This window comes from Streptomyces sp. NPDC017890, from assembly GCF_044328675.1.
Classification (GTDB): Bacteria; Actinomycetota; Actinomycetes; order Streptomycetales; family Streptomycetaceae; genus Streptomyces.
This window is the reverse complement of sequence record NZ_JBIRHU010000020.1, coordinates 16,008-37,215: the sequence shown is the minus strand read 5'-3', so window position 1 is coordinate 37,215 and position 21,208 is coordinate 16,008. Positions and strand designations below refer to the sequence as shown.

Genomic DNA, 21,208 nt, shown 5'->3' with positions numbered 1-21,208 from the left:
CGCACCGCAGGTCCCCGGATCACCGGGCGTCCGTACGCCTCACGGATACCCGCACATCCGTACGTCTCATAGAATCCGCACGTCAGGGCCGCTCCAGAGCCGCAGCGCCCACCGCACCGCCAGGACGAGGAGCCCTCCCTCATGGCCGAACACCCCGCCTACCCCGTAGGCCTCCGCCTGACCGGCCGTCGCGTGGTCGTCCTCGGCGGCGGTCAGGTCGCCCAGCGCCGCCTGCCCGCCCTCATCGCGGCGGGCGCGGACGTCCGCCTCGTCTCTCCCGAGGCGACCCCGTCGGTCGAGGCCATGGCGGACGCGGGCGAGATCGCGTGGGAGCGGCGCGCCTACGCGGAAGGCGACCTCGCGGACGCCTGGTACGCGCTGATCGCCACCAGCGACACCGAGGCCAACGCCGCCGCCTCCGCCGAGGCCGAGCGGCACCGCGTGTGGTGCGTCCGCTCCGACGACGCCGACCGTGCCACGGCATGGACCCCGGCGACCGGCCACAGCGAGGGCGTCACCGTCGCCGTGCTCACGACGAACGCGCGCGGCCGGGACCCCCGCCACACGGCCGCCATCCGGGACGCGGTCGTCGAGGGCCTGCGCGACGGCACCCTCGTCGCCCCACACCACCGCACGCGCAGCGCCGGAGTCGCCCTGGTGGGCGGCGGCCCCGGCGACCCGGACCTGATCACCGTCCGCGGCCGCCGCCTGCTCGCCGAGGCCGACGTCGTCATCGCCGACCGGCTCGGCCCGCGCGACCTGCTCGCCGAGCTGCCCCCGCACGTCGAGGTCATCGACGCGGCGAAGATCCCGTACGGCCGCTTCATGGCCCAGGAGGCCATCAACAACGCGCTGATCGAGCACGCGAAGCAGGGCAAGGCCGTCGTACGGCTGAAGGGCGGCGACCCGTTCGTCTTCGGCCGGGGCATGGAGGAGGCGCAGGCGCTGGCCGAGGCGGGCATCCCGTGCACCGTCGTCCCTGGCATCTCCAGCTCCGTCTCGGTCCCCGGCGCGGCCGGCATCCCGGTCACCCACCGGGGCGTCGCCCACGAGTTCACCGTGGTCAGCGGGCACGTCGCCCCCGACGACGAGCGCTCCCTGGTCGACTGGCCGTCCCTGGCCAAGCTCACCGGCACGCTCGTGATCCTCATGGGCGTCGACAAGATCGGCCGGATCGCCGAGACCCTCGTCGCGCACGGCAAGTCCCCCGACACCCCGGTGGCCCTCGTCCAGGAGGGCACGACGGCCGCCCAGCGCCGGGTCGACGCGACCCTCGCCACCGTCGCCGGGACGGTCGTCGCACAGGAGGTCAGGCCGCCCGCCGTCATCGTCGTCGGCGAGGTCGTCGGCGTCGGCCCGCACGGGACGGCGTGACATGGCCGACCTGATCATGATCGACGACCCCGACGACCCGCGCCTGCACGACTACACCGGCCTGACCGACGTCGAACTGCGCCGCCGCCGCGAACCCGCCGAGGGCCTGTTCATCGCCGAGGGCGAGAAGGTCATCCGGCGGGCCGGCGAGGCCGGCTACGCGATGCGGTCGATGCTGCTCTCGGCCAAGTGGGTCGACACGATGCGCGACATCATCGACGAGGCCCCCGCCCCGGTGTACGTCGTCGACCCGGCGCTCGCCGAACGGGTCACCGGCTACCACGTGCACCGCGGCGCGCTCGCCTCCATGCAGCGCAAGCCGCTGCCCGCCGCGGCCGGCCTGCTGTCCGCCGCCCGCCGCGTCGTCGTCATGGAGTCGGTCAACGACCACACCAACATCGGCGCCATCTTCCGCTCCGCCGCCGCCCTCGGCATGGACGCGGTCCTGCTCTCCCCGGACTGCGCGGACCCCCTGTACCGGCGCAGCGTGAAGGTGTCGATGGGCGCGGTCTTCTCCGTGCCGTACGCCCGCCTCGACACCTGGCCGGCCGGTCTGGGGACGGTTCGCGAGGCGGGCTTCACGCTCCTCGCCCTCACCCCCGACGACCGGGCCGAGGCTCTCGACGAGGTCGCCCCGCACCGGATGGGCCGGGTGGCCCTGATGCTGGGCGCCGAGGGCGACGGACTGTCCCGGCGAGCTCTGGCGGCGTCCGACAAGTGGGTCCGCATCCCGATGTCCCACGGCGTCGACTCCCTCAACGTGGGCGCGGCGGCGGCGGTCGCCTTCTACGCGGTGGCGACGGGCCGGCCCTCGGCCTAGCCGTCGCCGGCCGCCTCGTTCCCCCTCGCCCGAGCACGGGAACCGCGACCCGCCCGGCAGCTACGGCTTCATCGGCCGGCGTTGCCCTGGGCCCTACAGTCCGGAAGCCTGCCGTCCGGGAGCGTCACTCCGTACGTCCACCTGTAGCTGTTGCGTCCGAACGCCGTTCCGGTCGTCACCGAGCCCCTGCGACGGCCCCTGGCAGCCCTGCGCGGCGGCGATACCCAGCGCGACCAGCAGCGTGACGACCACGAACACGAACAGCCGCTGCCGCAGCAGCCGCGGGTTGGCGGGCCGCCGCCATCCGGTCCCCGTGGTCCTCGGCGCCGTACGCCCGGCTCCGCCGCGCGGGGCGGGCCGACCGCCGCTGTCGTTGCGGAAGGTGTTCCGGCCGGTGTTGTTGCGGGAGGAGGGCGTGGGCCGCGACCCGGACCGGGCACCCGCTCCGCCGCCGCGCGAGGCGCCCGTGCCCCGGGCGGCGGATCCGCCGCGCGCCGGCGTGCCACCGCGCGAGGGGGCGCCACCGCGTGACGGATCGCCGCCGCGCGCGGGCGCCTGGCCCCGCCCCGCCCCCGACCCGCTCCGCGGCGTGGGCGCGCCCGGCCGGCCCTGCGGACGCCGCTGACCACGCTCCGGATAGGTGTCGGCGAGCCGTCCCGTGGGCAGGTCGGCCTCCGCGCTGCGCGGCGCGGGCGGCCGTACGTCGGCCAGCCCCTGGGCTTCCCGGGTGGCGATCTCCTTGAGCCGCAGTGACAGTTGCAGGGTGCTGGGGCGCTCCTCGGGGTCCTTGGCCAGGCACGCCCGCACCAGCGGGGCGATGGCGTCGGGGACACCCTGCAGCTGGGCCTCCTCGTGCACCACGCGGTAGAGCATCACCTCGGAACTGCCGTGGCCGAAGGGCGAATCGCCCATCGACGCGTACGCCAGTGTGGCGCCGAGCGAGAACACGTCCGTGGCCGGTGTGACCGTCGCCCCGCGCACCTGCTCCGGCGCGAGGAACCCGGGGGAGCCGACCGCGGTGCCGACGTGCGTGAGCGTCGAGGCGCCCGTCGCCCAGGCGATGCCGAAGTCGATGATCCGCGGCCCCTTCGGGGACAGCAGGATGTTGGACGGCTTCAGGTCCCGGTGCACCACACCGGCCTCGTGCACCGCGACCAGTCCCTCGGACAGGGCGGCGCCCACGGCGGCGACGTCCGCCGCGCCGAGCGGGCCCCCGTCGACGACCTTGTCGTGCAGGGAGGGGCCGGGCACGTACTGCGTGGCGAACCAGGGCCGGTCCGCCTCCAGGTCCGCGGCGACCAGCCGCGCGGTGCAGCCGCCGCGGATGCGCCGGGCCGCCGAGACCTCGCGGGCGAACCGCGAGCGGAACTCCTGGTCCTCGGCCAGGTCCGGCCGGATGACCTTCAGCGCGACCCGTTGCCCCTTCTTGTCGGAGCCCAGGTAGACCACGCCCATTCCACCCGCGCCGAGCCGCCTGTGAAGCCTGAACGAGCCGACGACGCGCGGGTCCTCGCGCCTCAGGCGCATCATCGCCATGTTCATCCCCGCTGCCCGGTCCCTGTGACGAGCCACAGCTTACGTTTCCACGGCCGCCCGCGCGCAGAGGCCGCGCCCTCTGCGCGCGACGGATTGTCAGTGCGGGACGGGAGAGTTGAGGAACGGTCAGGCACTACGGGAGCGGGCCGGCCCCGATCCACCGGTGCGCCCAATCGCCCGCCGTGGGACGGGCATTGGACCAGGAAGGGACGTTCTGGTGGACACGGTGGGAGATACCGCCAAGACGCCCCCCACCCACGACGTGGTGGCGGGCGAGGTCCCGTGCCGGGCCGGGGCAGGGGCGCGCGGGGACCCGGCGGAAGTGAGCGATGTCACCGGACAGCGCGGAGATACCGGGGCACGGCGGGCGCCCCCTCCGGGAAGACCCCGAGGCGCGGGAACCGGTCTCCACCCAGGGGAGTACACCGCGGGTCGTGGCTCATCCTCCGGGAGGCCCGGCATTCGGTACGAGGGCATGACGCCGGGCGATCGCCGGCCGCCTAGATTTGAGGTCAAGCGGCGGGTGCAGTACTCGTCCCCCGAGGTCAGACGCCCGCCGCTGCACAAGACAACGGAAACGGTCAGGAGAGGGACCATGGCCCAGACGGTACCGCGGACGCTGGTCCGCACACGGGAAAGCCGCCGTCAGGGACGCCGCCACCCCTTGGTGGCGACGCTCATGGCCCTGCCCCTGGCGGTCCTGCTCCTCCTCGTCTTCGACGGGTGGGAGACGGTGGCCACACAGGCGTCGTCCGTGGGTGTGATGCTGGGGCGCTGAGCGGCGTCCCCAGGCCCGGAAGAGCGGTCCGGGTGGGGACATCCATCCATGAAACCCCGTGGGGACGGGGGTGCGGCGGACGGCAAAATGCCGGCGCAGCTGGGGAGCTGCGCCGGCATTGCTTTTGCCACCGCGGCCGACGGGGCGGACCGGGCGGACACCCGCATACCCTCACCCGGTGACCACGGACGCCCTCCTCCCCGCCCTCACCGCCCGCGTCAGGGCAACGGCCCACGCCCGTACCCCGGCCTGCCCCTGCGGTGCGACCCTCCTCTCGGGGACAGCCCTCTCGGAGCCGGCCCACTCGGGCACAACCACTTCCGGCGCGGCCCTCACCGACGCCACTCTCGCCGACCGCCCCGATGCCACCGTCGTCCGGCACGCCGACACCGTGGCCAAGGCCCACGCGGTGGATACCGACCCCGCCGAGCTGGCCCTCCGTGTCACCGTCGCCGCCCGGCTCCCCGGCATCCTCCTGCCCCCGCTCGCCGCGACGCCCGTCGAACTGCGTGGGCGGCTCGTCACGTACTGGCCGTACGGCACCCCCGTGGAACCGGAGGACCCGGAAGCGGCGCCCTGGGAGGCCGCGGCCACTCTGCTCGCCCGCCTCCACCGGACGCCGGCCCCCGCGGCCGTACCTCCGATGCGCGGCCCCGCGAAGGCGGCCCGAGCCGTCGCCCTCCTCCGGGCCACCGCCCCGCGCCACCCCGCCACCGCCCCCGTGCTGGGCGCCTGGGCCACTCTTCCCGCCTGGGCACGCGGCGAGGCCGCCATGCCGGACACGACCACCCTCTGCCACGGCGACCTCCACCTCGGCCAGCTCATACGCCACCCCGCGCCCGAGGGCCCTTGGCTGCTGATCGACGTCGACGACCTCGGCACCGGCGTCCCGGCCTGGGACCTGGCCCGCCCGGCGGCCTGGTACGCCTGCGGGCTGCTCGCGCCGGACGAGTGGCACCGCTTCCTGACCGCCTACCGCACGGCCGGCGGCCCGGCCGTCCCGTCGGGCGCGGACCCCTGGGCCGCACTGGACGTCCCGGCCCGCGCCCTCACCGCGCAGACCGCCGCCCGGGCCGTCACCAAGGCGGTCGCGGCGGACCGGCCCCTGGACGAGGTGGAACAGTCACTGGTCGACGCATGCGCGCGGATGGCTTCCGTCCGCCCCTGAGCCCCACGCGGTCGAGCCGAAGTTCCGCGAAGTAGGGTGCAACCGACCCGTAGCCGGACAGAGTCTGTCCTGGCGACACGCGAAGCAGGACCGACCGGCGAGGAGTTGAGCCGAGCATGCAGTGCCCCAAGTGCCACGCACCGATGCACACCTACAACCGCAACGGCGTTCAGATCGAGCAGTGCAGTGGCTGCCGCGGGATCTTTCTCGACTACGGCGAGCTGGAGTCGCTGACCCGCCTGGAGGCCCAGTGGTCCCAGCCCGCTCCGCCGGCCCCGCCCGCCGCCCCGCAGGCCTACCCGGCCGCTCCGGCCCCCGCCTGGGGCGCCCCGCACGCCGGTCACGGCCACGGCCACCACGGTCACCACCGCCAGAAGAGCTTCGGCCGCATGCTCTTCTCCAGCTGATCCGGCCGAGCACGGGCACGACGGAGCCCCCGGCCGTACGAGACGGCCGGGGGCTCCGGTGGATGTGGACGATACTGGGATTGAACCAGTGACCTCTTCCGTGTCAGGGAAGCGCTCTCCCGCTGAGCTAATCGTCCTGGGAGTGCTGCGTGCGCGATACTGGGATTGAACCAGTGACCTCTTCCGTGTCAGGGAAGCGCTCTCCCGCTGAGCTAATCGCGCGGGGATCCATACGGACCGATGATCCATACGGGTCGGTGATCCTTGCGGATCAGTGGACGATACTGGGATTGAACCAGTGACCTCTTCCGTGTCAGGGAAGCGCTCTCCCGCTGAGCTAATCGTCCTTGGAGGTGGAGACGGGATTTGAACCCGTGTAGACGGCTTTGCAGGCCGTTGCCTCGCCTCTCGGCCACTCCACCAGGAGTGTAGAGGACCCGGGAGGCCCTCTGTTCCTGCGAGCGGACGACGAGGTTCGAACTCGCGACCTCAACCTTGGCAAGGTTGCGCTCTACCAACTGAGCTACGTCCGCCTGTCGGTTCGGTCCGCTTGCGCGTCCCGGCGACGTCATGAACTCTAGCGGATTCCGGGGCCAGCACAAAAACGCGTTTGCGCAGCGTGCTGCGGTGCGTCCGCTCGCGGACCTGGTCAGGGCACCCGGAAGGACACGTTCGGGTCACCTCGGGGCCACCGGCCTAGACTCGACCACGTGCTCGACCTCCCTCCCCTCGCCCGCTTCGGCGACCGGTTCGCCACCGGTCTCCTCGACGTCACGAGCGATCCCGCCGCACTCGCCTCCCAGGGTTTCTGGGCCGTATGCGCGGACTTCGAAGGCCGTCTGACCTGCGCACGCTTCGCGGAGATGCGCACCGAGCCGGTACCGGCCCCGGTACCGGGTGCGTGGCGGGGGCCGGCTGTCGGTGACTGGTCGTCCTCCCTGGACCGCGCCGCGTACACGGCGGCCGTACGGCGCATCCGTGAGTACATAGCCGCCGGCGAGGTCTACCAGGCCAACCTCTGCCGGGTGCTCTCGGCGCCCGTAGCCCCCGGCGCCGACGTGGACGCCCTCACCGCCCTGCTGGCCCGCGGCAACCCGGCACCGTACGCCGGGACGATCCGGCTCCCCGGACACGGCGTGGAGACAGCCACCGCGTCGCCCGAGCTGTTCCTGCGCCGGGACGGCCGGACCGTCGAGTCCGGGCCGATCAAGGGCACCGGGCGGACAGAGGCCGACCTGCTGGAGAAGGACTACGCCGAGAACGTGATGATCGTGGACCTGGTCCGCAACGACATCGGGCGGGTCTGCGCCACGGGGACGGTGACCGTGCCCGACCTGTGCGCCGTCGAGAAGCACCCGGGTCTCGTGCACCTCGTGTCGACCGTACGCGGCGAGCTGCGCGCGGACGCCGGCTGGCCGGAGCTGCTCGACGCGGCGTTCCCGCCCGGATCCGTCACCGGCGCGCCCAAGTCGAGCGCCCTGCGGATCATCGACGCGCTGGAGACCGCGCCCCGAGGCCCGTACTGCGGCGGAATCGGCTGGGTCGACGCCGACCGGGGGACCGGGGAACTGGCCGTCGGTATCCGTACCTTCTGGATCGACCGGGCCGCGGGGCTGCTGCGCTTCGGCACCGGCGCCGGCATCACCTGGGGGTCCGACCCCGAGGGGGAGTGGCGGGAGACCGAACTCAAGGCGTCCCGGCTGCTCGCGGTAGCGTCGGGCGCGTACGAGGTGAACGGAAGCGGAGAGGCACTACTGACGTGAAGATCTGGCTCGACGGCGGGCTGCAGGACATCGAGTCCGCCCGCGTCTCCGTCCTCGACCACGGACTGACCGTGGGCGACGGCATCTTCGAGACGGTGAAGGCGGTGGACGGCAGGCCGTTCGCGCTGACCCGGCACCTCGACCGGCTGACCCGTTCGGCCCGCGGCCTGGGGCTGCCCGATCCCGACCTGGACGAGGTGCGCCGCGCCTGCGCCGCCGTCCTGGAGGCCAACCCCGTGCCGCTGGGCCGGCTGCGCGTCACCTACACCGGCGGCCACGGCCCGCTCGGCTCCGACCGCGGTGAGCACGGCCCGACCCTGGTCGTCGCCCTCGGCGAGAGCGGGCGCCGCCCCGACTCCACGGCCGTCATCACGGTGCCCTGGACCCGCAACGAGCGCGGCGCGCTCACCGGCCTGAAGACCACCTCCTACGCCGAGAACGTCGTCGCCCTCGCCCGCGCCCGCGAACGGGGCGCCACGGAGGCGCTGTTCGGCAACACGGTGGGGCAACTGTGCGAGGGCACCGGGTCGAACGTCTTCGTCGTCCTCGACGGTGAGATCCACACTCCGCCGGTCACCTCCGGCTGTCTCGCCGGCATCACCCGGGCCCTGGCCGTCGAGTGGACCGGCGCCCGCGAGACGGACCTCCCCCTGGACGTCCTGGACCGCGCCGACGAGGTCTTCCTGACCTCCACTCTCCGCGACGTGCAGGCCGTGCACCGCGTCGACGACCGTGAACTGCCGGGCGCCCCGGGCCCGGTGACCGCGAAGGCCATGCGGATCTTCGAGGAGCGGTCCGGGGACGACCTGGATCCGTGACCGCGGATATTCGGCTGCACATCGCATCCCCGGCGGGTAGAACACCCGTGATGACCACGACCCTGCGGCCGACCGAGCCGCTTCAGCGCGCCGCCGACGGAACGCGTTCACGCCGCTACCACGTGTGCGTGAACGGCCGTCGCGCCGGCGCGATACACCTCGGCACCTCACGTGCCTTCGGCGGCTCGGTCGCCGTGATCCACAAGCTGCGCATCGACGAACCGGACCGCCGACGCGGCCGGGGCACGGTGGCCGCGCTCGCGGCCGAGGAGATCGCGCGGGGCTGGGGCTGCCGGCAGATCGAGGCGAGCGTCGCCCCCGACGCCGAGGCGGGCCTGCGACTCGCCTCGGCGCTCGGTTACGTCCTGCGCACCCGGGGCATGACCAAGCCGCTCGGCGACACCCCGCCCACGCTGCCCGCGGACAGTCGCGCACGGCCCATGGGACCGGACGAGTTCGGGGCCTGGCAGGCCTACGAGTCGGAGCAGTACGCCCGTACCTGGATCGAGCGGGGCGTGCCCGAGACCGAGGCGTACGCCAAGGCGCGCAGCGATCACGAGACGCTGCTGCCGCGGGGGCTGGACACCGAGAACATGCTGTTCAGCGTGTTGGAGCACGAAGGGACGCGGGTCGGCGTCCTGTGGCTGGCGCTGAGCGAGGACCGGGCCTACGTCTTCGATGTCGAGGCCGAGGCGGCCCACCGCGGCCGGGGCCACGGCCGTACGCTGATGCTGCTGGCCGAGAGCCAGGCGATCGCCGCCGGACGGCCACTGATCGGCCTCAACGTCTTCGCGGGCAACACCGCGGCCGAGCGGCTCTACGAGTCGCTCGGCTACGAGACCACGCGGTACAGCTTCTACAAACCGTTGCAGTAACGGCGGGTGGGGGCAGTCCCCGGTCAGTCCCGCTGCCCGGCCAGCAGCCGGTCCGCGATCTCCTCGACGCGCTCGCGCAGCCCTTCCTGGCTCTTGCCGCCGTCGAGGCGCTCGCCGCCGATCACGTACGTGGGGGTGCCGGTCACGCCGATCGCCTTGCCCTCGGCCTGGTCGGCGTCGACGATCAGGATGTGCCGGCCATCGATCAGCGCCGTGTCGAACTCCTCGGCGTCCAGTCCCAGTTCCCGGGCCACCTCGACCAGGAGGGGTTCTCCCTCGCGGTCCAGCTCCGCGACCCGGTCCAGCACGGCCTCGGCGTACGGCCATCCCTTCCCCTGGGCCACGGCCTCCTCGGCGGCCTGGGCGGCGGCGAAGGAGTGCCTGTGCTTCTCCAGCGGGAAGTGCCGCAGCCGCAGCTCCAGACGGTCGCCGTAGCGGGCGCGCAGGGCACGGAGGTCGTCCAGGGCGGTGCGGCAGTCCGGGCACTGGAGCTCGCACCAGACGTCGAGGACGGGCGGGACGGGACGGGCGGGGGAGGAGTCGCTCATGGCCCCATTCTCCCAGCCCACGGGAGGACGCCCCGACCATCGTCGTACGGCGGCCACCCGGCACCTGGGGAGGAGCCGACCCCCGAGATCTCCCTGATCTCGGGCCGGACCATGGCATCACGGCGTTCGGACGGTGCAGGATGGAAGGGACAGAAGCACTCATGCCCGACCGAGCCCAGCCCGGAGGACCGGATGATTGCCGAGACCGTCTGTTCCGCGGTGTCCGCGGCGGGCCTGGGCATCGCGGTGGTCACCGCGTACCGCAGGCGTTTTCTCACCGCAGCCCGCATCGCCGCCTACTCACTCGTCCCGATCGGCCTGGTGATGACCGGGGTCGTCGAGTGGCTGGCCGACACGGCCTTCAGCCCGGTGGCGTGGGCCGGCTTCGCGGTGCTGGGCGTGTCCTGGCTCCTCTTCATGACCACGCGCACCGTGGAGCGCCGCCGCGGCGGCACCCGCAAGGAGCGCAAGGAGGCCCGCGCCGCGGCACGGCGCGACGCCGTCGCCCCGGCGGCCTCGGAACCCTCCCTCGGCCCCGGTACCCGGCCGATGCCCCGGCCCGCCTCCCGTCCGGCGAACACGTCCCGCGGTGAGGACGACTTCAGCGACATCGAGGCGATTCTGAAGAAGCACGGCATCTGACCCCCTCGCCCACGGAACGCGTGGGAAGACACCACGGCGCGAGCGTCGTCGGCTGCCCCGCCTCAACGGCAGAGTGGTCCGAGCGCGTCACCGCGTGCTCCAGAACGGTCACAACGTGAACCGGACATCGCGGAATTGCGGGGACCCCAGGTCGAAGCGGGCGTGTTGATCGCCCAGGCCCTGGACGCTGCGTCATGATCGCGGCGAGATGCAGGACACCACTCAGCTGGATACCCAGCTGGACACGAGACAGAGCGAAACCGCGCGGGCGCAGAGCGAACCGCGCGGCTGCCTCTTCGCCCTTTCCCAGCCACCGCTCATGATCTTCCTTGCGGTGATCGGGTGTCTGCTGCTCATGGCTGCGTTGCACGATCTGCTGTTGCTGTGAGCCGTACCCGCGTTCCCCGGCGCCACCCGCCGGGGAACGCGTCGACACCGGGGCGCCGGTGCCCGCGCCCGGCCCGGTACAGCGGCTTCAGCCCGCCGCCTCCTTGCGCCGCGCGCGGTAGGCGGCCACGTGCAAGCGGTTTCCGCACGTGCGGCTGTCGCAGTACCGCCGGGAGCGGTTCCGGGAGAGGTCGACGAAGGCGCGGCGGCAGTCGGGAGCCTCGCACCGCCGCAGCCGCTCCTGCTCCCCGGCGACCACGAAGAACGCCAGGGCCATTCCGCAGTCGGCGGCCAGGTGGTCGGCGACGGAGGCGCCGGGCGCGAAGTAGTGGATGTGCCAGTCGTAGCCGTCGTGGTCGGTGAGCCGGGGCGTGGTTCCGGCAGCGGCGACCAGATCGTTGATCAGTCCCGCCGCGGCCCGCGGCTCGGACGCCGCGAAGACCGCCGCGAACCGGCCGCGGATCTTGCGTACCGCCGAGAGGTCGAGTTCGCAGAGCACGCCGATGTCGCTGATCTCGTGCGTTCCCACGAATTCCTGGAGGGCCGCGACGTCCGGCAGTCCGTCCGGCGCCGCTTCGTCCTCCGGGACGGTGTTCACCAGATCCACCACGGTGTCGAGGGCGCACCGGGTGTCGTGGGTGATCAGCACATTTCGCTCCCTGGCTGGGGTCGGGCGGGCGCCCGCCGATGCTGGCCGATGGTAGTGGCTTCCGCGGCGGGCGAAACCGGCTCGCGTCCCGGTCCCCGCCGTCGGATGCCCGTAACAACGGCGGCCGACCGGCCTTCGTTCCCCGGCAGGAGGCGTGTGGCGGGAGAGGGGCAGAAGGTGGCGGGGCCGGCCGGCCGAGGGCCCGCGGCCCGCACACGCACCGGCGCCGCCACCGCGGAGTTCCGCGGCGACGACGCCGGTGTGTGCCGTATGCGGTTGTCCGGGCCCGTGCCGTCACCCCGAGTCGACGGCGACGGGCGGCTTCACGGGGCCTCGCCCTAGCTTTCCGCCAGGATGTGCGAGAGCTCCTGGTCGAGATCGAAATGCCGGTGCTCCGTGCCGGGCGGCACGGCGGCGTCTGTGCGCTTCAGGAAGGACTCCAGAGCCCGTGCCGGGGCCTCGAGCAGTGCCTCGCCCTCCGGAGAGCTCAGGGCGATGCACACGACGCCCTGGCCGTGACTGCGGGACGGCCAGACACGGACGTCGCCGGTGCCGGTGGGGCGATGGAGGCCTTCGGCGAGGAGGTCGCGGGCGAACACCCACTCGACGGTTTCCTCGGCTCCGGTGTGGAAGGTGGCGTGCACGGCGTAGGGGTCGGCCGTGTCGTACCGCAGGCCTGCGGGGACAGGCAGGGAGGACTCGCTCGACACAACGAGGCGCAGGTGCAGCTCGCAGCTGACCGTGGTGTTCATAAGCGCCAGGGCCTTTCGCTCAGTGTGCGCTCGGGGATTCGCACGTCGGCGAAATCGACATGCCACCTACGGTGCCGTTGTAAACCCCTCTGAGTGTTTTGCGTGTGTTTACGTAACTCTTCCGGCCGAGAGATCGTTCGGGTCGTGCGCCCATTCCGGTGACAGGTTTCGCTCCGGTAGTGTTTGGCCGTATGAACACGGGGAGTGACAAGCACGGCGAGGCTGCCGTGGCCGAGGACCGTACGGGGACGGACGAGGCCGCGGCCGACCGCGCGCTGGGCTCGCGGGCGCCGGCATTCATCAGGGCGCGCCGCGTCCTCCATCTGAGCTGGCAGGTCGGCGTCTTCATCGTCGGACTGGCGGTCGTCGCGGCCGGCGCCGCCATGCTGGTGCTGCCGGGGCCGGGCTGGGTCGTGATCTTCGGCGGCATGGCGATCTGGGCGACCGAGTTCGTCTGGGCCCAGCTGGTCCTGCGCTGGACCAAGCGCAAGGTCACCGAGGCGGCGCAGCGTGCCCTCGATCCCAAGGTGCGGCGTCGGAACATCATCCTGACCTCGATCGGGCTGGTGATCGTGGCCGCGCTGGCGGGGATCTACCTGTGGAAGTTCGGCCTTCAGATGCCCTGGAAGATCGAGGACCAGTGATCCGGGCGGGGGGTCCGTCGGCCGGGCCCCCGCTGGTCACGGGCACCCCCTGACATGGGGTAATGTTCTTCCTGCGTCCGGGCGATTAGCTCAGTGGGAGAGCGCTTCGTTCACACCGAAGAGGTCACTGGTTCGAACCCAGTATCGCCCACCGGATCATCAGGCGGCCCGGCTCACCATCGTGAGCCGGGCCGCTTTGCCGTGCGCGGGCGCGAGCTGTGGCCCACGTCCCGCGCGGGCCGTCTCCAGGGGGCCGCGCGGGACGCCCGGTGTGTCCGCGCGGGCCGTCTCCAGGGGGCCGCGCGGGACGCCCGGTGTGCCCGCGCGGCGTGTCCCGGGTCGGCTCCGCCGCCCGTCCCGGCCGGGCGCCCCGCCGTTCCGCTTCCGCGCGTCTTCATCCAACCGTGACCTTCCGTGCCGCCCGCCCCGGCGCCGCCGACGGTGTTCGGTCCGTCGGCCACGCCTCCCCGACCTGGTCGTTTTCCCTCGTTGTCGGCGGTGAGGCCGGAGTGGCCGGCTCCGCCGTGCGAGCCCGGCGCCCATGAATTCCTGTCCGAATCATTGACGAGCCCCGGGGCCCTCCGTAGCTTGTGCCAGCAAGCGCTTACTTGAAACGATTCATGAGGCGGACGCAACGTCGCGGGGAGGCTCATATGCAGCAGGGCAGGAATGTGGAGAGGCGGACGATCCTCAAAGCGGCGGGGGCCTCGCTGGCCGTCGCGGGGCTGGGCGCGACGGCCACCGCGTGCGGCGGAGGCAGCGGCTCGGGGGACGGAACGGTGACAATCCGTTACTCGTGGTGGGGTGCCGAGGACCGGGCCGCACGCATCAACAAGACCATCGCGCTCTTCGAGAAGAAGTACCCGAAGATCAAGGTCAAGACCGACTTCCAGCAGTACACCGACTTCTGGAAGAAGTTCAACACGCAGGCCTCCGGCGGGAATCCGCCGGATGTCTTCCAGAATGCCATCGGATTTCTCCGCAAATACGACGCGAAGAATGTCCTGCTCGACCTGAGCGAGCAGGTCGAGGCCGGAAACCTGTCCATGGACGGATTCCGGGCGGGCCTGGAGAAGTTCGGTGAGATCGACGGCAAGCTCCTCGGGGTGCCGGTGGGTTCGAACTCGATGGCCATCGTCATCGACAAGCCCGTCTACACCCGGGCCGGCGTCAAGCCCGAACAGGGCTGGACGTGGGACGAATTCGACCAGGCGATGACGAAGATCCGTGACAGGACCGGCCGGGCCGGCGACAGCGGCATGTACGGCGTCATGTACCTCTACGACCTGTACCTGCGCCAGAACGGCAAGGCCTTCTTCACCGAGGACGGACTCGGCTTCACCGAGGCGGACCTGACCCAGTGGTGGACCAAGGCGGAGCAGGGCGTGAAGTCCGGGCTGTTCGCCGACCCGAAGAAGGTCGTCCAGGTCAAGCCCAAGTCGGCGGTCGCCGCGGAGCTCGCGGGCAGCGAATTCACCTGGGACAACTTCACCGTCCGCTACACCTCCGAGGGCAAGAGCGAATACGGTCTCGCGCCCATCCCCACCACGGACGGCAAGAAGACCGGCCAGTACCTGGGCTCCCTGATGCTCAGCGCCTCCAAGCGCACCAAGCACCCCAAGGAAGTCGCCCAGTTCATCGACTTCATGGTCCACGATCCCGAGGTCGCCAAGATCATGGGCTATGACCGCGGCGTCCCGACGACGCAGGCCCAGTACGACGCCTACCAGCCGACCGACCCGGTCAACAAGGCGATCGCCGCCTACGAGGAGTCCCTCGTCGAGGCGGGCGTCCTGGAGACCATCACCCCGCACCCGAACGGTGCCGACATCTGTGAGGCCGCCTTCCTGCGCGTCGCCGAGGAGATGGCGCTCGGTGAGCGCTCGGTCGACGACGCCGTCAAGCAGTTCTTCACCGAGTCGAAGACGGCTCTCGCCGGCTGATGGGAAGCGCCGTGACACACGCCCCTGCGACGGAGGACCTGGTCAAGGACTCCGAGCCGCGGCACGGTCCGGTGAAGTCCCCGCGCCCCGCCGAGCTGAAACGGCGGGGCCGCCGGGAGAACCTGGCCGGCTACCTCTTCATGTCCCCCTGGATCGCCGGTTTCCTGCTGCTGACGGCAGGACCGATGGTCGCCTCGCTCTACTTCGCGTTCACCGACTACAACCTCTTCGACGCACCCACGTGGATCGGCCTGGACAACTTCTCCGAGATGTTCGGCGACCCGCGCTGGCGCCACTCGGTCGAGGTGACCCTCTGGTACGTCGCCGTCGGCACGCCGATCAAGCTGGTCGCGGCGCTCGGTGTCGCGCTGCTGCTGGCGCAGAAGCGGCGCGGGCAGGCCTTCTACCGGGCTGCCTTCTACGCGCCGTCGCTGATCGGCGCGAGCGTGTCCATCGCCATCGTGTGGAAGGCGATCTTCTCGGACGACGCGGTCGTCGACCGTACGCAGAAACTCTTCGGGATCGACGTCGGCGGCTGGACCGGCGACCCGGACCTGATCATCTACAGCCTGGTGGCGCTCACCGTCTGGCAGTTCGGCGCGCCCATGGTCATCTTCCTGGCCGGCCTCAAGCAGGTGCCGCGTGAGCTGTACGAGGCGGCCGACGTGGACGGGGCGGGCAGGCTGCGGCAGTTCTGGAACATCACGCTGCCGATGATCTCCCCGGTCCTCTTCTTCAACGTCCTGCTGGAGACCATCCACTCCTTCCAGATCTTCAGCTCGGCCTACATCGTCGGCGGCGGCGCCGGGGGCAACGCCTGCGGCCCCGCGGACGGCACGATGGTCTACACCTGTTACCTGTACGTCCAGGGCTTCGAGAACAGCCGGATGGGCCTCGCCTCCGCCATGGCGTGGATGCTGCTGGTCGCGGTCGCCCTGGTCACCGCGGTGCTGTTCTGGTCCCAGAAGCGCTGGGTGCACTACGAGGAGGGCGGCCGATGAGCGCGCAGGCCACCGATGTCACGCCGGCCCCGTCCACCAGGGCGGCTGCGCTCCGGCGCAGACTGCCCGGGTCGCTCGCCTGGCATCTCGGGTCGCTGGCGATCCTCGCGGTGATCCTCTACCCGGTGTTCTGGGTGATCGGCGGCTCCTTCAAGGAGAGCGGCGACATCGTCGGCAGTCTGGATCTCTTCCCGGCCGACCCGATCGTCTCCAACTACACGAGCCTCGCCGACGGCATCGCGGACATCTCGATCTCCACGTTCTTCTTCAACTCGCTCTTCCTCGCCGTCGGTTCGGTGGTCGGGATCGTGGTGTCCTGTTCCCTGACCGCCTACGCCTTCGCGAAGATCAGGTTCGCGGGCCGCAATCTGCTGTTCACCCTGATGATCGGCACGCTGCTGCTGCCGTACCACGTGCTGCTGATCCCGCAGTACGTGCTGTTCCGCAACATGGACATGATCAACACGTACACCCCGCTGCTGCTGGGGAAGTACCTGGCCACGGAGGCGTTCTTCGTCTTCCTGATGGTGCAGTTCATGCGCAACCTGCCCAAGGAACTCGACGAGGCGGCCCGCCTCGACGGCTGCGGGCACTTCCGCATCTACTGGTCGATCGTGCTTCCGCTGTGCCGGCCGGCGCTGATCACCAGCGCGATCTTCACCTTCATCAACTCCTGGAACGACTTCATGGGCCCGCTGATCTACCTCAACGAGCCCAGTAAGTACACGGTCTCCCTCGGCCTGAAGATGTTCGTGGACCAGGAGGGGCTGGCGAACTACGGAGGCATGATCGCCATGTCGCTCGTCGCCCTGCTGCCCGTACTCGCCTTCTTCCTCGCCTTCCAGCGTTATCTGATCGACGGCATGGCGACGTCCGGTCTGAAGGGCTGAGGTGAACCGATCATGACCGAGGCACGCGCCGAGGCCCGCACCGAGCGGGGGGAGTCACGGTTCGCCGAGGGGTTCGCCCTGTTCGCCGAGTGCCTGCTCACCGGAGTGTGGATCGCGGTGGCCTCGCTGCCGCTGGTCACCTACCCCGCCGCGTTCGCGGCCGGCGCGCGGCACCTCGGGCGCCGGCTCGCCCACGAGCGAGGCGGCCTGCGGGAGTTCACCGCCGACTTCCGGGTGGCGGTGCGGCGCGGGTGGCTCGTGGGACTCGCCGGGTGGGCTGCCCTGGCCGCGGTGTGGGTGGATGTGCAGGCCGTACGCAGCGGTCTGCCGGGCGGCCCGTTCGTGGGTGCCGTCGGGGTGACCGCCCTGATCGGCGCGGCCGTGGCCGGGCTGCGCGCGGCGGCGGCCTGGCGGCCCGGCGCCTCCTGGCGGTCGCTGCTCGCGCAGGCCGGGCGCCGTACCGTGCTCGACCCCGCCGGCTCCTTCCTCATTGTCGGCGGGCTGGCCGTCGTGGTCTGCTCGGCCTGGTTCAGCGCGCCGCTGGCGGTCGCCGTCCTCGGCGCCGTCGCGGCGGCGGCCGTCGCCGTGGAGGAGCGCTACCGGCGCCGCTGACGGCGGTGCCGCCCGGCGGAACCGGCCACCGGCGCCGCTGACGGCGGTGCCCGCCTACCGGAACCGGCGCGTCGGCGTCGGGCTCCCTCTGTCATGCCCTTGACATCTCATCGCGCATCGCAGCCATGCCCTTGACACCCCCCGCATCCGCACGGAACGGAAAGGAAAGGCCATGTCCCCCATCCCCCGCAGGTCCCTCCTCAAGGCGGCGGCCGTCGCCGGCGCCGCCGCCCAGTTCAGCTGGGCACTGGGCGCAAAGACCGCCCAGGCCGCACCCGCCGCCAAGGACGGCGACGCCGACCCGGTCACCCTGACCTGGCTGGAGGACGGCGGCCTCGGCGCCGCGCCCGGCTCCACCGTCGGCGTCCCGTGGCCCAGGGGCACGTACCAGGAGGGCCAGTCGTTCGCCGTCACGGACGCGGACGGCAAGGCCGTGCCCTCGCAGTCCTGGCCCCTCGCCTACTGGCCGGACGGCTCCCTGAAGTGGACCGCACACGCCGTCGGCTCCGGCAACGGGAAACTCACCCTCGCCGCCGGCACCCCCGCCGCGCCCGCGCGGAAGGTCACCGTCGACCAGCGCGGCGGCACCATCGACATATCGACCGGCGCCATCACCGCCAGAATCGGCACGTCGGGGTCGACACTCGTCAAGTCGGTCACCAGAGGCTCCACCGAGATCGCCAGGAACGGCCGCCTCGTCCTGCTGCGCCAGCCCGAGATCGAGGACGGCGACCAGGGCACGGTGAAGTACGAGCGCTTCGACGGCGCCATCGACGAGGTGAAGGTCGAGCAGGAGGGCCCGGTCCGCGCCGTCGTCCGCATCGACGGCAGGCACCGCAAGGGAGGCCGGAGCTGGCTGCCCTTCTCCATCCGCCTCTACTTCTACGCGGGCGCCGACTCCTTCCGCATGGTGCACACGATCACGTTCGACGGGAAGCAGGAGCCCGGCAAGGCGAGCGGCGACTTCATCCGCGGCCTCGGCGTCCGCTTCACGGTGCCGATGCGCGACGAGTCCTACGACCGGCACATCCGCATCGGCGGTGAGGGCACCGGGCTGCTGCGCGAGGCCGTCAAGGGCATCACCGGGCTGCGCCGCGACCCCGGTGCGGCCGTACAGGCGGCACAGTTCGCGGGGGAGAAGCTGCCCGACCCGTCCACGTGGGACCAGCGGGTCACGACCCGCCTGCAGTACATCCCGGAGTGGGGCGACTACACCCTCTCCCAGCTCTCCGCCGACGGCTTCTCCCTGCGCAAGCGCACCAAGAAGGGCCACGGCTGGATCGGCGCCGGCGGCGGCCGGCGCGCCTCCGGCTTCGGTTACGTCGGCGGGACGAGCGGCGGACTCTCCTTCGGGCTGCGCGACTTCTGGGAGAAGCACCCCGCCCAGCTCGACATCCGCGACGCCCAGACCGACGAGGCCGAGGTCACCCTCTGGCTCTGGTCGCCCGAGGCCCAGCCCATGGACCTGCGCTTCTACCACGACGGCATGGGCCAGGACACCTTCCCCGAACAGATCGAGGGCCTCAACATCACCTACGAGGACTACGAGCCCGGGTTCGGCACCCCCTACGGCATCGCCCGCACCTCGGAGCTGATGTTCTGGGCCAACGCCTCGACACCGAGCGCCGAGACGCTCGCCGAACAGGTCGAGGCGGTGCGCGTACTGCCGCAGCTCGCCGCCCCGCCGAAGCAGCTCATCAAGGCCGGCGTCTTCGGACCGGGCCTCTACTCCGAGCCCGACCGCTCCACCCCCGCCAAGGCGAAGATCGAGGACCACCTCGACTTCCTCTTCACCTACTACAAGGACCAGGTGGAGCAACGCCGCTGGTACGGCTTCTGGGACTACGGCGACATCATGCACACGTACGACACCGTCCGCCACCAGTGGCGCTACGACATCGGCGGCTATGCCTGGGACAACTCCGAACTCTCCCCGGACCTCTGGCTCTGGTACGCCTACCTGCGCTCCGGCCGCGCCGACATCTTCCGCTTCGCCGAGGCCATGACCCGGCACACCGGCGAGGTCGACGTCTACCACCTCGGCGAATGGGCAGGCCTCGGCACCCGGCACGGCGTCCAGCACTACGCCGACAGCGCCAAGCAGCAGCGCATCGCCAACACCACCTACCGGCGCTACTACTACTTCCTCACCGCCGACGAACGCGTCGGCGACCTCATGCACGCCAACGTCGACTCCGACGAGACGTTCCTCGTCCTCGACCCGATCCGCAAGATCCGCACCGAGCCCTACACGCCCGACCGGCACGCCCTGTCGGTCGGCTTCGGCACCGACTGGAGCGGCCTGGTCTCGGCGTGGCTGACCGAGTGGGAACGCAAGGGCCCCAAGTGGGAGAAGGCCAGGGCCCGCGTCCTGTCCACCATGGAGACCATCGCCGCCCAGCCCAACGGCTTCGTCCAGGGCAGCGGCCTGTACGACCTGGACACCGGGAAGTTCGCCGTCGCCGACACCCCGAAGGTCGAGGTCTCCCACCTGTCGGCCGTCTTCGGCCTCAACGAACTGTGCGCGGAACTGATCGACCTGGTCGACATGCCGGAGTTCAACGAGGCGTACTACGACTACTGCCGCTACTTCAACGCCTCCAAGACCGAACAGGCGGCACGCTACGGCAGCAACTTCGGCAGCCTCATCCTCTTCCAGGGCCACTCGCGCCTCGACGCCTACGCGGCCGTACAGACCGGGGACGAGAAGCTCGCCGCGCGCGCGTGGCAGAAGTTCTACGCCTCCGACGGCTACAAGGAGTCGGCGCCCTGGAAGACGGAGAAACTGAGCGGCCCCCTCACGCTGGTGCCGGGCAGCGAGGCGACCTGGGTCTCCACCAACGACACCGCCCTCTACGGCCTCGCCGCCATCGAGAACCTGGCGCTGCTGGGCGACAGGATGCCGTAACCGGTACGTGACGGACGCGGGCCCGGGCACACTCCACAGGTGGACTGGAACCATTACCGATTCCGCAGCCTGTGGGCCCTGCCCGCGCTCGTCCCGGCCGTCTACCGCTCGCTGGAACGGATCGAGGACTACCCCGACTGGTGGCCCCAGGTGCGCCAGGTCACCCGGCTCGGCGAGACCAGCGGGGTCGTCCGGATCCGCTCGCTCCTCCCGTACGACCTGACCACCACCTTGCGCGAGCGACGGCGCGACCCGGCGGCGGGCGTGCTGGAGGTCGCGATGAACGGCGACATCGAGGGCTGGGCGCGCTGGACGGTCACCCCGAGCGGCTTCGGTGCCCTCGTCCGGTACGACCAGGAGGTCGACGTACGCAAGCCGCTGCTGCGCCGGTTCGCCGTGCCCGGGAGGTTCCTGTTCCGGGCCAACCACCGGCTGATGATGCGGGCGGGAGGGCGTGGACTGGCCACTCATTTGCAAGCGGTTTGAAGAGTGCGTGCCGGGCCCTGTATTGTTCAGTGCGTTCCCGGGCGATTAGCTCAGTGGGAGAGCGCTTCGTTCACACCGAAGAGGTCACTGGTTCGAACCCAGTATCGCCCACGCTCGCGAGAGCGGCGTGTGTCCGCAGACAATGCGGACCACGTCGCTCTTTTCGTGTTCTGCGCGGCTTCGCCGCGCAGAAGTGAGGGCTCCGCC

General features: G+C 71.4%; 21 protein-coding genes and 7 tRNA genes. 19 read left to right on the top strand and 9 right to left on the bottom strand.

Annotation, left to right across the window (positions count from 1 at the left end):
• The first annotated feature begins 141 nt into the window (after positions 1-141).
• Positions 142-1,374 (top strand): uroporphyrinogen-III C-methyltransferase, encoded by a 1,233-nt coding sequence (cobA, locus tag ACH4F2_RS25395; RefSeq protein ID WP_398135042.1) that lies wholly within the window; start codon positions 142-144, stop codon positions 1,372-1,374.
• A 1-nt stretch (position 1,375) separates the two neighbouring features.
• The gene (locus ACH4F2_RS25390; protein ID WP_398135041.1) at positions 1,376-2,194 is read left to right on the top strand and encodes a TrmH family RNA methyltransferase; all 819 of its coding nucleotides are present in this window, start codon (positions 1,376-1,378) and stop codon (positions 2,192-2,194) included.
• A 93-nt stretch (positions 2,195-2,287) separates the two neighbouring features.
• Here ACH4F2_RS25390 and ACH4F2_RS25385 read toward each other — a convergent pair whose 3' ends face one another.
• Entirely contained in the window at positions 2,288-3,736 is a 1,449-nt protein-coding gene (locus ACH4F2_RS25385; RefSeq protein ID WP_398135160.1) for a protein kinase, read from the bottom strand.
• Between the two features lie 589 nt (positions 3,737-4,325).
• On the opposite strand from ACH4F2_RS25385, the gene ACH4F2_RS25380 reads away from it, so the two are divergent.
• The 3 genes from ACH4F2_RS25380 to ACH4F2_RS25370 all read left to right on the top strand — a co-directional run bounded on the left by ACH4F2_RS25380 (position 4,326) and on the right by ACH4F2_RS25370 (position 6,083).
• Positions 4,326-4,508, top strand: coding sequence for a hypothetical protein (locus tag ACH4F2_RS25380; RefSeq protein WP_398135040.1), 183 nt, complete (start codon positions 4,326-4,328; stop codon positions 4,506-4,508).
• Positions 4,509-4,686: 178 nt separating this feature from the next.
• A complete protein-coding gene (locus ACH4F2_RS25375) occupies positions 4,687-5,676 on the top strand; it encodes a phosphotransferase family protein (RefSeq protein ID WP_398135039.1) in 990 nt (329 codons plus the stop codon).
• A 116-nt stretch (positions 5,677-5,792) separates the two neighbouring features.
• A complete protein-coding gene (locus ACH4F2_RS25370) occupies positions 5,793-6,083 on the top strand; it encodes a zf-TFIIB domain-containing protein (RefSeq protein ID WP_398135038.1) in 291 nt (96 codons plus the stop codon).
• A gap of 65 nt (positions 6,084-6,148) precedes the next feature.
• Here ACH4F2_RS25370 and ACH4F2_RS25365 read toward each other — a convergent pair.
• The 5 genes from ACH4F2_RS25365 to ACH4F2_RS25345 all read right to left on the bottom strand — a co-directional run bounded on the left by ACH4F2_RS25365 (position 6,149) and on the right by ACH4F2_RS25345 (position 6,616).
• Positions 6,149-6,220, bottom strand: a tRNA-Val gene (locus tag ACH4F2_RS25365).
• Positions 6,221-6,233: 13 nt separating this feature from the next.
• Positions 6,234-6,305: transfer RNA gene (locus ACH4F2_RS25360), tRNA-Val, on the bottom strand.
• Positions 6,306-6,358: 53 nt separating this feature from the next.
• A tRNA-Val gene (locus tag ACH4F2_RS25355) sits at positions 6,359-6,430 on the bottom strand.
• 1 nt (position 6,431) lies between these two features.
• A tRNA-Cys gene (locus ACH4F2_RS25350) sits at positions 6,432-6,505 on the bottom strand.
• 38 nt (positions 6,506-6,543) lie between these two features.
• Positions 6,544-6,616, bottom strand: a tRNA-Gly gene (locus ACH4F2_RS25345).
• Positions 6,617-6,793: 177 nt separating this feature from the next.
• Here ACH4F2_RS25345 and ACH4F2_RS25340 point away from each other — a divergent pair.
• Genes ACH4F2_RS25340 through ACH4F2_RS25330 form a run of 3 tightly spaced genes read left to right on the top strand, consistent with a single transcriptional unit; the run spans position 6,794 to position 9,539 of the window.
• On the top strand, positions 6,794-7,846 hold the full coding sequence (locus ACH4F2_RS25340) for a chorismate-binding protein (RefSeq protein ID WP_398135037.1): 1,053 nt from the start codon (positions 6,794-6,796) through the stop codon (positions 7,844-7,846).
• On the top strand, positions 7,843-8,664 hold the full coding sequence (locus tag ACH4F2_RS25335) for an aminotransferase class IV (RefSeq protein WP_398135036.1): 822 nt from the start codon (positions 7,843-7,845) through the stop codon (positions 8,662-8,664). The genes ACH4F2_RS25340 and ACH4F2_RS25335 overlap by 4 nt, the downstream gene beginning before the upstream one ends.
• Before the next feature lie 50 nt (positions 8,665-8,714).
• The gene (locus tag ACH4F2_RS25330) at positions 8,715-9,539 is read left to right on the top strand and encodes a GNAT family N-acetyltransferase (protein ID WP_398135035.1); all 825 of its coding nucleotides are present in this window, start codon (positions 8,715-8,717) and stop codon (positions 9,537-9,539) included.
• Positions 9,540-9,562: 23 nt separating this feature from the next.
• Here ACH4F2_RS25330 and ACH4F2_RS25325 read toward each other — a convergent pair whose 3' ends face one another.
• Positions 9,563-10,087: a DsbA family protein gene (locus tag ACH4F2_RS25325; protein WP_398135034.1), complete on the bottom strand. Its 525-nt coding sequence runs from the start codon at positions 10,085-10,087 to the stop codon at positions 9,563-9,565.
• A 192-nt stretch (positions 10,088-10,279) separates the two neighbouring features.
• Here ACH4F2_RS25325 and ACH4F2_RS25320 point away from each other — a divergent pair, with 192 nt between their 5' ends.
• A complete protein-coding gene (locus ACH4F2_RS25320) occupies positions 10,280-10,729 on the top strand; it encodes a hypothetical protein (RefSeq protein WP_398135033.1) in 450 nt (149 codons plus the stop codon).
• Positions 10,730-10,937: 208 nt separating this feature from the next.
• Positions 10,938-11,117 carry a hypothetical protein gene (locus ACH4F2_RS25315; protein WP_398135032.1) on the top strand — a complete coding sequence of 60 codons (180 nt, stop codon included), beginning with the start codon at positions 10,938-10,940 and terminating at the stop codon, positions 11,115-11,117.
• Between the two features lie 87 nt (positions 11,118-11,204).
• Here the strand turns inward: ACH4F2_RS25315 and ACH4F2_RS25310 are convergent, their stop codons facing one another.
• Together ACH4F2_RS25310 and ACH4F2_RS25305 are read right to left on the bottom strand one after the other, a co-directional pair.
• Positions 11,205-11,765, bottom strand: a complete 561-nt coding sequence (locus tag ACH4F2_RS25310; RefSeq protein WP_398135031.1) for a CGNR zinc finger domain-containing protein — start codon at positions 11,763-11,765, stop codon at positions 11,205-11,207.
• 338 nt (positions 11,766-12,103) lie between these two features.
• Complete coding sequence (locus ACH4F2_RS25305; protein WP_004002642.1) at positions 12,104-12,517, bottom strand: SsgA family sporulation/cell division regulator; 414 nt, start codon at positions 12,515-12,517, stop codon at positions 12,104-12,106.
• A gap of 191 nt (positions 12,518-12,708) precedes the next feature.
• Between ACH4F2_RS25305 and ACH4F2_RS25300 the strand changes: the two genes are divergently transcribed.
• The 9 genes from ACH4F2_RS25300 to ACH4F2_RS25260 all read left to right on the top strand — a co-directional run bounded on the left by ACH4F2_RS25300 (position 12,709) and on the right by ACH4F2_RS25260 (position 21,112).
• Complete coding sequence (locus tag ACH4F2_RS25300) at positions 12,709-13,161, top strand: TIGR02611 family protein (RefSeq protein WP_398135030.1); 453 nt, start codon at positions 12,709-12,711, stop codon at positions 13,159-13,161.
• Between the two features lie 79 nt (positions 13,162-13,240).
• A tRNA-Val gene (locus ACH4F2_RS25295) sits at positions 13,241-13,312 on the top strand.
• A 502-nt stretch (positions 13,313-13,814) separates the two neighbouring features.
• Positions 13,815-15,104, top strand: coding sequence for an ABC transporter substrate-binding protein (locus ACH4F2_RS25290; protein ID WP_398135029.1), 1,290 nt, complete (start codon positions 13,815-13,817; stop codon positions 15,102-15,104).
• Positions 15,104-16,105 (top strand): carbohydrate ABC transporter permease, encoded by a 1,002-nt coding sequence (locus tag ACH4F2_RS25285; protein WP_398135028.1) that lies wholly within the window; start codon positions 15,104-15,106, stop codon positions 16,103-16,105. The genes ACH4F2_RS25290 and ACH4F2_RS25285 overlap by 1 nt, the downstream gene beginning before the upstream one ends.
• Positions 16,102-16,995, top strand: coding sequence for a carbohydrate ABC transporter permease (locus ACH4F2_RS25280; protein WP_398135027.1), 894 nt, complete (start codon positions 16,102-16,104; stop codon positions 16,993-16,995). The genes ACH4F2_RS25285 and ACH4F2_RS25280 overlap by 4 nt, the downstream gene beginning before the upstream one ends.
• A 12-nt stretch (positions 16,996-17,007) precedes the next feature.
• Positions 17,008-17,607 (top strand): hypothetical protein, encoded by a 600-nt coding sequence (locus ACH4F2_RS25275; protein ID WP_398135026.1) that lies wholly within the window; start codon positions 17,008-17,010, stop codon positions 17,605-17,607.
• A 172-nt stretch (positions 17,608-17,779) separates the two neighbouring features.
• On the top strand, positions 17,780-20,515 hold the full coding sequence (locus ACH4F2_RS25270) for a Tat pathway signal sequence domain protein (protein WP_398135025.1): 2,736 nt from the start codon (positions 17,780-17,782) through the stop codon (positions 20,513-20,515).
• Between the two features lie 39 nt (positions 20,516-20,554).
• Entirely contained in the window at positions 20,555-21,001 is a 447-nt protein-coding gene (locus ACH4F2_RS25265) for an SRPBCC family protein (RefSeq protein WP_398135024.1), read from the top strand.
• A gap of 39 nt (positions 21,002-21,040) precedes the next feature.
• Positions 21,041-21,112, top strand: a tRNA-Val gene (locus tag ACH4F2_RS25260).
• Positions 21,113-21,208 lie beyond the last annotated feature (96 nt).